Below are 12188 nucleotides of genomic sequence, written 5' to 3'. Positions count from 1 at the left end.
TTTTTGGCGTTTCTTTATAACACAATATCCACGCAATATCTGGTCATTTAAGGACGTTACACAAATTTTTGTCGCCGGTAGGTGATGCCTCGTTCTTCATAGACCTGATAGATAGCATTCAATAACTCAGAGATACTTGGATGCACAAAGTCTTTGAGAGTATGCAAATAAATAGGAGAGGTGACGTTTTCGTGTACCAAACGCTGATAGCTGATTTGTTCTGTACGTACGGTGGTTAAGCTGGCAGGTACAAGCGTGATACCTTCGCCCGCAGCGACTAAGCCTAGAGCTACTTGCAAGTCACTCACCGTGGTGGTCACAAAGGGTGAGATACCGTATTGTGCAAACAAATGTAACAACGGCTCCGTAATCGGCTCGCTAAGTGCAGATTTTTCATTGATGACACGTCTGGTTTTTGTATTGGCTTCCTGCTTTGCTTTGATGGACTCTGATGTTGGTAGTGTGGTGGCAATCGGCAAATGCGTTTGATGGTATAAAATCAAGCGATTATTTGCCAAATCTATCAAACGCTGCTCCTTTACATGGGCAAGAGGATGCGACTTTGGTAAGGCCACCACGTAGCGCTCATGACGCAGTAATATTTGTTGAATCCATGGATCTTGATGGGCAAAACGCCCAAAACCGATATCAATCTCACCAGATTTGAGTGCCTCCATTTGCTGATAAGAGCTGATATCTTTGAGGTTGACCTCTATATCAGAATTGGACTGCTTGAGCATGGCGATGATTTCAGGGAGTAACCCATATAATACTGACGGCACAAAGCCGATGTTTAGCGCACTACTTGGCGCTGATAAACGCTGGGTCATACTCGTGACGGTCTCGATTTCTGTCAGTATGGTGCTTATCTTATCGTAAAAAAATTCGCCCGCTTCAGTCAGATGTAATGGCCTGTGGTAACGATCGATAAGCACGACATCCATATCGGTCTCAAGCTGTTTCAGCAGGCGGCTCAAACTTGGCTGTGACAGTCCTGTCTTTTCTGCGGCTGCACTAAAGCTGCGCAAATTCGCGACAGCAATAAATGCATTGAGCTGTTTTAAATCCATGTTATTAAGCCTGTTATGGTATATGTTGTCTCTATACAAACCTTTTTAATAAGCTTCTACCTCATTACTTAAGACGAGCTGTGCAAATATTAGCGACCTAAAATAAATTGTGCTTGAAGATAGGGGTGTGAGCAACTATATTGGGGACTAGTGATGCTGTTACATTTTAGCAATAAAAATCACAACTTCATTTTATCAGTCATTTACTGTCAGTAGTATAAACTGGCTTGGTTTTATTTTATGAACGACGAAAAAAAAGACATCGGTACTGATTTTGACGAAGAGTTGTCTCAACTCGTTCATAAAAAATCGCGTAAGCGTGTCAAAAACAATATTTACGAACGTTTTATCAGTCGAGTCCAAAGCGCTGAAAATGATACCCAAAATGACACCCATAATGACAGTGATGATTCAACATCCTTAAAAACGGCAAGTAAGTTACCTGCTTTTGAGCCTCTAAGCGTAGAAGAGTTGCAACTATTCGAAGATGAAAATAACGATAAAGAGCCAAGATTAGAGTTTGTCGACATCGGCACAACAAACGCTACTTTTGATTTTTTAGGTCAAAATGCATCGACACAAAACAAGGTGTCAGATACACGAATGGATAATTATGCTGGTGTTGACCATAACTTAAATAGTGATTTAAGTAAGAATAATGAAGAAAAAAAGCCATCTTCTGTCGTTCTCGATCAAGCGATGCCTTTATCTAACACAACGATCGATGATCCTTTAGATACTAAATCCAACCCATTGGAACCAGATCATAGGGATGCTATAAAACCACAAAAGAAAGTGGTCAGTAGTAAAAAACCTCTCATTATTGGTATGATTTTTGGTTCACTACTTATTGCTATTGTCGTACTTATCCTTATTTTTACAGGATTTTTATCGACTTCTATTTCTGATACTACTGTTAGCAATGATAGTGGCTTAAATGGGACAGCGCCTGCGGCTACCACTAGCACGCCAGTGGTCGGCGCCGAACCTGTAGTAAATAGCGATGACGATCCATTACCTAATGACGCCAATACGGTCGAGGAGCCGTTAGTGTCAGCACAATCGATTAATGCAGACAATAGCGAACAAAACGTGCCCGCAGCTGAAGTTGAGCCTATAGAACCCTCTCCAGCTCCAGAGAGTGATGCTGCCATTACCTATGAAGACTTTAGGCAAGAGTCACAAACCACGTTATATCGTGAGACTAACGATTAGAATAGTTAGGTTTAGGCGCATTTTAATTACAGCAGAGGCATATAGTACCTTGTACCGTGCCACGGAAAAATAATGGGCGACGGTACATTTTTTTATCACCATCGTGCTGGCAAGCACACTGAAAATAACTATGACAGTAGCAATCTATCAGAATATTCTCGTTGGTCAGTCGTATCGTCTCTTACCCCGTATTACGTAAACCCGCTGCCAGTGCGTTAATACTACGGATTAATGGGTCTTCTACATTGAGATCGCCATCTTTGTGGTTATCTGTCGTATCTTCATTTTGTTGTCTAGCACGCTTCAACAGCTCGATTTGGATATAGTTGATAGGATCCAAATAAGCATCTCGCCACTGCAGAGATGCCGCAAGGTTTCGCTGACCAGATAAAAGCGTTTCTTGATCTAGCAAAGAATTCAGACCGGAAGAAGTCAGCTCATGCTCATCGAGCACCTCACTCATGATCTGTTCGCGTAGCGCCCTCGTCATCACACAACTGGCTATATGCTTGTGCAATATTCATCTCAGATTTGGTAAAAGCCATCTCGATATTACTGATAAAGACACTAAAAAATGGCCAGCGCGCATTCATCTCTTTCATCAAAATCTCGTTGTCTCTGACACTATGCAGAGCACTACCAACGCCATACCAAGCAGGTAGGGTAAAGCGTGCTAACGACCAGCCAAATACCCAAGGAATCGCTCGCAATGTGGTTTTACTTGGCAAGCCTTTTTTGCGATGGGCAGGACGTGAGCCAATGTTCAGTAAGGAGATTTCTTGTACTGGGGTCACTTGTGAGTAGAATTTATAAAACCCTTCCGTATGATCGGTCAGCTCTCGATAACGTTGTTCGCCTGCTTCTGCTAACCGTGCAAACAAGGCTTCATACTCTGGTAACTCAGTCGGTTGCACGACAAATCTTGTCGAGCAGGCTTTGAGTGTACCCGTGATTGCCATGGTCAGCTCAAACACGGCAGTATCCGTATTGGCATATTTGGCATAAAGCACTTCGCCTTGTTCGGTCACTTTAATCTGACCATGTAACGTGCCAGCCGGCTGTGCCGCAATGGCTTTGTGCGTTGATCCGCCGCCGCGACTCACCGAACCGCCGCGACCATGGAATAACCGTGTTTTTATACCATATTGCTCAGCAATACTATTAATGGTTTGCTGCGCACTATACAGCTGCCAAGCCGAGGTGATGATACCGCCATCTTTTGATGAGTCCGAATAACCTAGCATGATCTCTTGCGTATTATCTGTATTCTGTAGCAATCCGCGATATAGTGGATTGTCTAACACAGCAGGCAAGATTTTATCGATGTTTTTAAGATCTTCGATGGTTTCGAACAACGGTGCGACAGGTAGATCAGCAGACAATTGACCGTCAGCATCAATCGTACATAAGCCTGCAAATCGCATTAACAGCAACACTTCTAGTAGCTGGCTGGCATTGTTCGTCATTGAGATAACATAGCTGCCAAAAGTCGCCTGTCCCACCAATTTGCGTAAGGTGGCGACCGAATTCATCAATGACAATTGCTCACGCGTTTTGTCTGTTAGGTTATCAGTATAGATGAGCGGCGTACCCGGTTTTTCTAACAAGCGTGTGAGCCACTCTTGACGTTCGGTTTCGCTTAGCGTTTGATAATCAGGCAGGTTGGAAGCACTCGCAAAGATATCTGCAATCACTTCACCATGATAAGACGACTCTTGACGGATATCGAGCGCCGCCAAATGAAAGCCGCAAGTTTTTACCAGGCGAATCACATCGAGCAACAACCCATCTGCATGCGCCTTGTCGTGAGTAGCGACACTTTGGCGGATAATACGTAAGTCCTCTAGCAGCTCTTCTGGATTGGCGTATGCGTCTTTTCAGCCTCGATGTCAGTCCCTTTGCTTTGAATGCGGCGATTGGTGGCATTGACCTTAGTGAGTATTAAAGAAAGCAGACGGCGGTATGGCTCGTTGCCGTAATCATCGAGGTTGTAATCAAATACACGCTGATCGAGCTCATCATAACTTTTGATCTTGGCATATACGTCGGGAGACACGGTGACAATAGTGTCACTATGAATGAGCTGGCGGCGCAGTTTTTTGAGTAGTACTTGATAGTGACGCAGTACGGTATCCGCATGCATTAAGACGGCAAGCTCTGTGGTCTCAAACGTCACAAAAGGATTGCCATCTCTATCACCGCCAATCCATGAACCAAAGCTCATAAAGGCAGGCAGTGGATAGTCGGTGAGCTCTGGATAGATATCGACAATGGCTTTTTTGATATTGCGATATACTTTGGGAATGGCATTAAATAAGCTGGCGTTAAAGTAATGCAGGCCGTTGTTAATCTCGTCATAGACCAGCGGCTTGCGGGTGCGCACCTCATCTGATGACCATAGTAGATCAATCGTCTGTGCGGTTTGCTCTTTGGCTTGTTCGTAGGCGAAACTGTTTTCAGACACATTGTTTAAAGCTTCGCTGTGCGTGAATAGACTTTGTAAGATATTCATTGTGGTACGGCGACGCGCTTCGGTAGGATGCGCCGTAAATACAGGTATAAATTTGAGCTGATCAATAAGCTCTTGCATTTGAGCCGGCTCGATATTGCGTTCACGACATTCAAGTAAAGTACGGCGAAATGACCCCTCCAGCTTTGCTCCGATTGCATACGCAGCTCATGACGCTGCTCACGCAAGTAGTTTTCTTCGCTTAGATTGGCTAGGGAAAAAATAGATAGAAAATCCACGTATGACGTTTTTTAAAGTTTGATTGTCCAAAGACGCAATAAAGTCGATAAGCTGCTGTTTATGTGCCTCATTTGGCTCACGGCGCTGTTGAATGAAACCTTTACGCAGGGTCTCAATGGTCTCTATTGTCTGCTCTCCAGATTGGCGAGAAATGGCATCGCCTAGCAATGAACCCAATAAGCTGGTGCGTTTACGTAGTACGTTATTATCTAAAGTCATCCTTAACAACCTTCTTATTAAATGAGTGAGTACAGTGTTAACGAGTATAATATTAGGGCTATCATAGATTTTTTATCTCTACAGACATCCTTACCGTTTTTTACAATTTAACATGAATGGGTAGTTATGTCTGACGCTCAAAGCAATTTTTTATCAATTGATGTTCGTCATATTATAGTGTATTTAACGCTCCGTCTATTTTTCAAACGATTCTTAGCGCAAGTTCACTTGGCTTACGTCTTAGCGTAATCTCGCAGCTTATCTATATAATCCGCCCAATCTTGCATCATCTGTACCCTGGTATCGATTTCATCAAGTCTGTTGTAAGCCCCGCCGTGCGTGTCTTTTATCCTGTGACCCAGCTGTAATTCTGTAACGATGTCTGAGTAGCGTAACTCTGGCTGTTCCATAAGCAAGGTTTTGGCCGAGGCCCGAAAGCCATGCGCGCATTGCACGTCTTTGTATCCAAGCCGGTGAAATATCTGTACCATTGTGGCTTTGCTGATATAAGCATTGCTTGAACCGCGCATTGAGGCAAAGACATACTCTTTATGTCCTGTGATAGATTGAATGTTTCGTAATCGCGCAATCACTTGCGTCGCTAATGGCACGACTAAGTGCGATACCATGTCGTCGCGACCTTCGCCTTTGGTCGGGGAGAATGCCCATGTATCATTATCCCAGTCGATATCCTGCCAGCGCATAGAGCGCAAATCAATACTACGGACAAACACATAAGGCAATAAATTCATGGCTTCTAATGTAAGCTTGTTTGCCCCTTTAAAATTGGACATATCATGTAACAGCGTCGCAAACTGATCGGGCTTGGTAATAGCTGGCAAGTGATTGCCTGAATTGGCAGGTGCCAACTCGCCACGGGTGTCAATCGCTACATTTTTATCGCATAATCCTCGTGCGACAGCGAATGAAAATACTTTTTCCGTATACAGCCGAGTACTGGCGCCAACGAAGGTCGCTTGATTGTCGTTATGTTGGATTGCTTCACACACACTTAATATCATCTCACTGGTGATATCATTCATCCTTAAATCGCCAATATCACGGCACATGTATCCCAAGCACAAATCCCAAAATTTGAGTGTCGACTCACTAAACGCAGGTTTTTTTGATTTGCTTTGCTGACGACTGGATGTTTTGTGATCTCGCCATGCTTGCGCAATGTCAGCGAACGTGGCGTTCTTTAGGTGAGCATACTTATTCACTTGCTCTTTTTGCTGTATGGCTTTAGGGTCAGAGCCGTTTGCGACTGTATTAAGTATGGTCTCTGCTTTGTACTTGACCTCATATAGACTGATGTCCTCAACCTTGCCGAGCATCATTCTGGGCCGCTTGCCATCGATATGTGGATGAGAGTAGCGCAGATAGTATTCTTTTTACCGTTTGGATAGACACGTAGACTTAGACCCGCGATACCTGAAACACTGACCGAGTAATCCTTATCTCGACATTCAAGTTTATTGATATCATTTATGTTGTCGACAGCCATGTTCTTATCCGTAATTACTATAATAAAAAATGAGAGATACGATAAAAATATAATCAGTGATAACTGCTTTGTTTAGTGGGGCAATTATCTACATAATACTTGGACACCGCGATGGACACTGATATTTATTAATACACAAAATAAGTCCTTATTCTAAAGGCATACAATGTTAATTTATCCCCAAGGCTCACTTGGGGATAATTGTAGCATATTGAGGAAATAAGGAGTAGACCGCGCGCTTATTGGGTTGAGCACCGTTTTTTTGCTCATCATTTCGGCACATACTTGGAGGGATTTATAAGGCGAATCGTCCATTTGGTAAACGATAGCGCGGATTTATTAAAAAAAACACGGTCGCGTACACGCACAGAATATAAAAATCAGGGTCATAGTACTATTCTGTGCAAATCTGGAAGGTACTGTTTTAAGGTCTAATATCAGTGCAGGCACGTAAAACGACTAAAAGCCAATTTTCTAAGTATTCATAAAAACAAAACTCAGCAAGTCTATTGGTAAATTTAAAATAGGGCAGATAAATGATGCATAATAAGATAAACTGCCTCGTTCTCGTTGTGCGCGCGGCGTTTGGATTTAGCATCTATAAACCAAGTAGCGATGACCGAAAAGATAACTGAAAATTTATAAAAGACGATGGATATAAGGCAGCCTATTATGGAGCAAAAAAAATCACCCTATGGCACACAGACAAAATGGGGTAGAGCATAAGCCTGTCTTTATGCCGAGAGTCAACAGCGACAATCTAGTAAAAACAGACATGGTCAGATTTGAACGCCATGTGGGATTTGCGACCAGACAAAAGAAAAAATCTACCAATGATATGCATCAAGTCATTCGTAAAAAATACGGTTTTAAGCATGTTTTGGAGTTATCCAGTAAATCTGGCAATAAGCTGAGCTTTCCGCTGAGTCCGTTTAGTTTAAAGATCACTAACTATCGTTTATCCATTTATCTAAGAGTGAACTATTAGACTCCGTACTTATGAGCAGGTTTTTTCCTTATCCCAAATTTCACATTTGCTAGTAATAACCCCGACAATATCAATATCATTGCCAGCATTTTCCACCACGTTACAACTTCGCCCGTAAGCACTACGGACGTTGTCATACCGAATACCGGCACTAATAGAGCAAATGGCATAACCTTGGAGGCAGTATTTTGACTGAGTAGATGTGCCCAGAGTCCGAAGCCGACTAGGGTTGAGATATACACGATAAACCCAAGCGACAGCCACGACTTCATCGACGCTTCGGTAAAGGTTGCCAGCTGCCATGCATCGGTCTCAAATATAAGCGAAGATAACGTCAAAAAACACGCAAGCGATCAGAGCGCCCCATGCGACCAGTGCAAGAGCAGACAAAGCAGAGGTTTTGTTTTTAACGGTGGTAGGTGCTGTTGCTGTTTTTTGTTGTGCCGCTTTTAAGGTCGCTTGTGCTGAGGCTTGCTTGGATGCAATGTTGCCAAAGCTCCAGCCCACTGCGGCAATCAAAATGCAGACAAATCCAGCCACAGGCATATCTCCGCCGAGATTGAGCGCAATCACACCAAGGCCCAATACCCCAACCATCATACCGATGACTTGCATGCGACTGACTGCTTCACCCAAGATAAAGTACGCCAACAACACAGTGATAAAAATTTGCATTTGTAGCAACAACGCCGTCAAACCCGGTGACGCACCTAGATGCATGGCCGTAAATACAAAGGCATATTGCATGACAAAGGTACCGATAGCATAGATGAGTAAGGTACGGTTAAAGGTAGGCGGTTTAAGAAAAAACACCAAGGGCACTGCGGTAAAGAAAAAGCGTAGGGCAGTGAGCATTAGTGGCGGGAAGCTCTCTAATCCCCATGCAATAAAGGTGAAGTTCACACCCAAATAAAGGTAACCAGTACAGCCAGTGCAGTGTATATCGGGTTCATAGTGTCATCCTAAATAATGACGATCCATATGGAATGTCTCAACTATAGTTTATATGACCACAACAAACCCGATACAGTTTCACTTATGATGAACAAAGTGTATAGTCGCTCTTAGCGTGACAATTTTTAGATTTTTATTATCAACGATAAGTACTTTTATCATGGTCGAAAACTACAAGCTCAATCCTAACTTAACAAAGACTGCTGCCGTCGCTGAATGGCTAAAGCAGCGCATTGATTGGCAAATTTACTTGCCCAACCAGCGTGTGCCATCGGTGCGAAAACTATCCAAACTCATGGGTATATCGAGCTTCACCGTTGTGCAAGCTTATGAGCAACTGGTGGCAACCAATGTCTTGGTCGCCAAGCCAAGCTCAGGCTATTATGTGAATGAGCAGACAAGACTAGTACCGCCCAACCGTGACAAAAAAGTTGCCCCCAAGCAGCCAGTCATAGATACTCGCTGGCTGGTACAGCAAGTGTCGAGCGATATTCCGCATCACCGATCCCCAGGCGTGGGCACGCTACCTAGAGACTGGATACGTAATGACAAGATGGAGTGGGCGATACGGCAGGTCACCCAGCAAGCAGACGGCTTCATCTATGACTATAGCGCGGTGCAAGGCTATTTGCCGCTGCGTCAGCAACTGGTGCAGCAGCTGAATGTGCTAGGTATGCAGACCTATACAGACAATGTCATGACCACCGCAGGCATATCACACGCCATTACTATGATTGCCCAACTATTGACTGAGGTCGGTGATACGGTGATGGTCGATGGGCCGGGCTGGTTTTGGTTATCGAGCTGTCTACAACAGCAGGGACTCAATGTTGTCGCGGTCGAGCGCGATCACCAAGGCCCCGATATTGAGCAGATGCAACAGCTGTTTGAAACGTATCATCCAAAGCTGTATTTGACCAACAGCGTGCTACACAATCCCACCTCTTATAATCTGCATCCTGCGCGGGCGCATCAAGTGCTTAATCTTATTCATCAATACGACGCGTATATTTTTGAGGGATGACTTATACGCCGCGTTTTTGCCGAGTGGTCAAGTCCTGCGTTATGCTAGTCTTGACCAGTTCGAGCGCGTGTTTTATGCGACAGGATTTTCAAAGTCGATGTCATCAGGCTGGCGCGTTGGCTTACTGGTCTGTCCCGATCATTTCATTGATGATGTGCTGCGTATCAAAACCTTGAGTAATATGAGTACGCCAGAGTTTGGTGAGCGCGTGATTCACCACTTATGGACGCATGGTGAATACCGCAGGCAAATCAAAAAAGGCCAGCAGCAGTTATATCGTGCGCATGAGCGGATGCGCATAGCATTGCCTAAGATCGGACTTGTCTATCCTGAGCATACGCAGGCAGGCCTCTTTGTGTGGGTGGATACGCATCAAGACACCAGCCAGCTGGCACTAGATGCCTATAGCGATGGCTGGCTAGTGGCACCGGGGCATTTATTTCATCCAGATGCCAGTGCCTCAACCTATCTGCGCCTGAACGTATCGACGAGCAGTGATGCATTTTTGGCTTGGCTGGGCGATTATTTGAATCATTGACAATACCAGCCTGCCTGCTATGTCTGTTCAGCCTACGATGTCTTTACTTACAGTGAATATTTACCACCAATAGGTTGGATACTGGCTATTCTTACCTAGGTTGTTATGGCAATGGCCGTACCGACCGCCATTGCCATACTCCACCATTGAATACCAAATAGTGTCATAAATACAAGCCCTGTAAAGGTTGCGATAACATGTCCACCGATGACATTTCTTGGCCATGCAAAGGGGCTGGCAGAATAGGCAAAGATAAGTAAATAGCTGGCACCGAATGATCCTAGAAACATCATCAGTGCTAAACTATTGCGTACCACTGCAAGGGATGCAGTAGCAAGTGTGCCACCAAGCCACTATCATCACCAGATGTTTATGATGCAATTAAAAGGTTATTGTGAGAAATGGGATGTCAAACCAGCAGAAGACGTTGCTAGGAGCTGTTTGGGATTTTTGACCGACTGGAGCTCATCAGAGGGTTTTCACGGATGTATGTTTATCAATGCGTGCGCCGAATATTAAGCTGCTGAGTCTATGCCGCATCAAATCGCCAATCAACACAAAAGGGAGGTTAGACAATGGTTATTTGCTCAGTTTGAGCGAGTAGGCGCTCATCACCCTCAGCAGAAAGCCGATACTTTATTTGTATGGGGTGAAGGCCTTATTGTGACAGCGCAAACCGATCAAAAAACCACTGCCACTGAATAATGAGCTTTTTATAGAATTAATAAAATAGCTTGTCTTAGGTATTGGCTGGTAGTATCGGTATTAGAACAGATGCTGTCGCCATGGTAAAGGAGGCATAATTGGACATCACCAACACTGACAATCAGTTTGAAATATACACCACCGATGATGGGCAAACGCAGATTGAGATTCGCCTAGAGCAGGAGACGCTGTGGCTGTCGCAAGCGCAAATGGCAACCTTGTTTGACAAAGATTCAGATACCATAGGACTACATCTAAAAAACATTTACAAAGAAGGCGAATTAGATCAAACAGCAACTACCGAGGAATCCTCGGTAGTTCGCCAAGAAGGGTCGCGCCAAGTACGCCGTAAGATTCGTTTTTATAATCTAGATGCCATTATCTCGGTGGGTTATCGGGTCAATTCCAAAAAGGCACGCAGTTTCGGATATGGGCGACTCAGCGTTTGCGTGAGTACTTACTACAAGGCTATGCCATCAATGAACAACGCTTTGACAAAAACGCCGCCGAGCTACAGCAAGCCCTAGCCCTCATCAAAAAAAACTGCCCAAAGCCCCGAGCTACACACCGATGAAGGGCGCGGACTCATTGAGATTATCAGCCGCTACACACAGACGTTTTTGTGGTTACAGCGTTATGACGAAGGCTTGCTCAATGCGCCAGTAGGACAGGCAGGCGGTATTCTGCCCAGTACAGTTGAGGCCATGGCAGCGCTCACGCATCTAAAGGCGCAGCTGATAGCACGAGGTGAGGCGACAGTATTGTTTGCCAAACCGCGCGGCGATGGCTTGGACAGTATCTTGGCGACATTAGAGCAAACGGTGTTTGGTGAGCCAGCTTATCCGACAATTGAGAGCAAGGCGGCGCATTTACTCTATTTTATGGTCAAAAATCACGTCTTTACTGATGGTAATAAGCGTAGCGGCGCATTTTTATTTATCGACTTTTTGCATCGCAATCAGCGCCTACTTGACAGTAAAGGCGATACAGTGATTAATGATACTGGACTTGCCGCGTTAACCTTATTGGTTGCTGAGTCTGACCCCAGTCAAAAGAAACTTTGATCAAGCTAATTATGAATATGCTGTCGTTAGAAAACTGATAACGATTATAACTATGATTGGCTTTATTTTGTGATTCGTATCATCGTATAGAAAGACAGATATTAAGGATAGTGTCTGTCTTTCTATACGGTGATTGTTTATGTGGAGCAAGAAAG

General features: G+C 44.3%; 14 protein-coding genes and 2 pseudogenes. 7 read left to right on the top strand and 9 right to left on the bottom strand.

The window, feature by feature from the left end:
* Positions 1-56: 56 nt before the first annotated feature.
* Positions 57-1070, bottom strand: coding sequence for a LysR family transcriptional regulator (locus tag PKHYL_RS08470; protein WP_071001559.1), 1014 nt, complete (start codon positions 1068-1070; stop codon positions 57-59).
* A 240-nt stretch (positions 1071-1310) separates the two neighbouring features.
* Between PKHYL_RS08470 and PKHYL_RS08465 the strand changes: the two genes are divergently transcribed.
* Complete coding sequence (locus tag PKHYL_RS08465; protein WP_071001560.1) at positions 1311-2285, top strand: hypothetical protein; 975 nt, start codon at positions 1311-1313, stop codon at positions 2283-2285.
* A 181-nt stretch (positions 2286-2466) separates the two neighbouring features.
* Here the strand turns inward: PKHYL_RS08465 and PKHYL_RS17475 are convergent, their stop codons facing one another.
* The 5 genes and pseudogenes from PKHYL_RS17475 to PKHYL_RS08450 all read right to left on the bottom strand — a co-directional run bounded on the left by PKHYL_RS17475 (position 2467) and on the right by PKHYL_RS08450 (position 6760).
* Complete coding sequence (locus PKHYL_RS17475) at positions 2467-2775, bottom strand: phosphoenolpyruvate carboxylase (protein ID WP_269778309.1); 309 nt, start codon at positions 2773-2775, stop codon at positions 2467-2469.
* Positions 2741-4114, bottom strand: coding sequence for a phosphoenolpyruvate carboxylase (locus PKHYL_RS17470; RefSeq protein WP_269778318.1), 1374 nt, complete (start codon positions 4112-4114; stop codon positions 2741-2743). The genes PKHYL_RS17475 and PKHYL_RS17470 overlap by 35 nt, the downstream gene beginning before the upstream one ends.
* Before the next feature lie 14 nt (positions 4115-4128).
* Positions 4129-5253 (bottom strand): annotated as a pseudogene (locus PKHYL_RS17465) (phosphoenolpyruvate carboxylase).
* Between the two features lie 233 nt (positions 5254-5486).
* A complete protein-coding gene (locus tag PKHYL_RS08455; RefSeq protein WP_240366469.1) occupies positions 5487-6593 on the bottom strand; it encodes a tyrosine-type recombinase/integrase in 1107 nt (368 codons plus the stop codon).
* Positions 6590-6760: a hypothetical protein gene (locus PKHYL_RS08450; RefSeq protein ID WP_240366468.1), complete on the bottom strand. Its 171-nt coding sequence runs from the start codon at positions 6758-6760 to the stop codon at positions 6590-6592. Before PKHYL_RS08450 ends, PKHYL_RS08455 begins: the two co-directional genes overlap by 4 nt.
* Before the next feature lie 736 nt (positions 6761-7496).
* Between PKHYL_RS08450 and PKHYL_RS08445 the strand changes: the two genes are divergently transcribed.
* Positions 7497-7748: a DarT1-associated NADAR antitoxin family protein gene (locus PKHYL_RS08445; protein ID WP_240366467.1), complete on the top strand. Its 252-nt coding sequence runs from the start codon at positions 7497-7499 to the stop codon at positions 7746-7748.
* Here PKHYL_RS08445 and PKHYL_RS08440 read toward each other — a convergent pair.
* Positions 7745-8086, bottom strand: a complete 342-nt coding sequence (locus tag PKHYL_RS08440; RefSeq protein ID WP_240366466.1) for an EamA family transporter — start codon at positions 8084-8086, stop codon at positions 7745-7747. The genes PKHYL_RS08445 and PKHYL_RS08440 overlap by 4 nt on opposite strands.
* Positions 8061-8651, bottom strand: a complete 591-nt coding sequence (locus PKHYL_RS08435) for an EamA family transporter (RefSeq protein ID WP_240366512.1) — start codon at positions 8649-8651, stop codon at positions 8061-8063. The genes PKHYL_RS08440 and PKHYL_RS08435 overlap by 26 nt, the downstream gene beginning before the upstream one ends.
* A 211-nt stretch (positions 8652-8862) precedes the next feature.
* Here PKHYL_RS08435 and PKHYL_RS08430 point away from each other — a divergent pair, with 211 nt between their 5' ends.
* Both PKHYL_RS08430 and PKHYL_RS08425 read left to right on the top strand, forming a co-directional pair.
* Entirely contained in the window at positions 8863-9726 is an 864-nt protein-coding gene (locus PKHYL_RS08430; RefSeq protein WP_240366465.1) for an aminotransferase-like domain-containing protein, read from the top strand.
* Entirely contained in the window at positions 9716-10264 is a 549-nt protein-coding gene (locus tag PKHYL_RS08425; RefSeq protein WP_240366464.1) for an aminotransferase class I/II-fold pyridoxal phosphate-dependent enzyme, read from the top strand. The genes PKHYL_RS08430 and PKHYL_RS08425 overlap by 11 nt, the downstream gene beginning before the upstream one ends.
* Before the next feature lie 95 nt (positions 10265-10359).
* Here PKHYL_RS08425 and PKHYL_RS08420 read toward each other — a convergent pair whose 3' ends face one another.
* A complete protein-coding gene (locus tag PKHYL_RS08420) occupies positions 10360-10557 on the bottom strand; it encodes an HPP family protein (protein ID WP_227517172.1) in 198 nt (65 codons plus the stop codon).
* Between the two features lie 238 nt (positions 10558-10795).
* On the opposite strand from PKHYL_RS08420, the gene PKHYL_RS08415 reads away from it, so the two are divergent.
* The 3 genes and pseudogenes from PKHYL_RS08415 (at position 10796) to PKHYL_RS08400 (ending at position 12033) form a co-directional block, all read left to right on the top strand.
* Positions 10796-10969, top strand: coding sequence for a hypothetical protein (locus PKHYL_RS08415; RefSeq protein ID WP_156770951.1), 174 nt, complete (start codon positions 10796-10798; stop codon positions 10967-10969).
* Between the two features lie 209 nt (positions 10970-11178).
* A pseudogene (rhuM, locus tag PKHYL_RS18770) lies at positions 11179-11543 on the top strand (RhuM family protein).
* Between the two features lie 46 nt (positions 11544-11589).
* Positions 11590-12033 (top strand): type II toxin-antitoxin system death-on-curing family toxin, encoded by a 444-nt coding sequence (locus PKHYL_RS08400; RefSeq protein WP_240366462.1) that lies wholly within the window; start codon positions 11590-11592, stop codon positions 12031-12033.
* Positions 12034-12188 lie beyond the last annotated feature (155 nt).

It is taken from the genome of Psychrobacter sp. KH172YL61 (genome assembly GCF_007182895.1).
Taxonomy (GTDB): Bacteria; Pseudomonadota; Gammaproteobacteria; order Pseudomonadales; family Moraxellaceae; genus Psychrobacter; species Psychrobacter pacificensis.
This window is presented reverse-complemented; position numbering and strand designations above follow the sequence as displayed.

Coding starts and splice junctions, on each gene's coding strand:
- PKHYL_RS08470 (WP_071001559.1), bottom strand. CDS start 1,070: ATGGATTTAAAACAGCTCAATGCATTTATTGCTGTCGCGAATTTGCGC.
- PKHYL_RS08465 (WP_071001560.1), top strand. CDS start 1,311: ATGAACGACGAAAAAAAAGACATCGGTACTGATTTTGACGAAGAGTTG.
- PKHYL_RS17475 (WP_269778309.1), bottom strand. CDS start 2,775: ATGACGAGGGCGCTACGCGAACAGATCATGAGTGAGGTGCTCGATGAG.
- PKHYL_RS08455 (WP_240366469.1), bottom strand. CDS start 6,593: ATGATGCTCGGCAAGGTTGAGGACATCAGTCTATATGAGGTCAAGTAC.
- PKHYL_RS08450 (WP_240366468.1), bottom strand. CDS start 6,760: ATGGCTGTCGACAACATAAATGATATCAATAAACTTGAATGTCGAGAT.
- PKHYL_RS08445 (WP_240366467.1), top strand. CDS start 7,497: ATGCCGAGAGTCAACAGCGACAATCTAGTAAAAACAGACATGGTCAGA.
- PKHYL_RS08430 (WP_240366465.1), top strand. CDS start 8,863: ATGGTCGAAAACTACAAGCTCAATCCTAACTTAACAAAGACTGCTGCC.
- PKHYL_RS08420 (WP_227517172.1), bottom strand. CDS start 10,557: ATGATGTTTCTAGGATCATTCGGTGCCAGCTATTTACTTATCTTTGCC.
- PKHYL_RS08415 (WP_156770951.1), top strand. CDS start 10,796: ATGCCGCATCAAATCGCCAATCAACACAAAAGGGAGGTTAGACAATGG.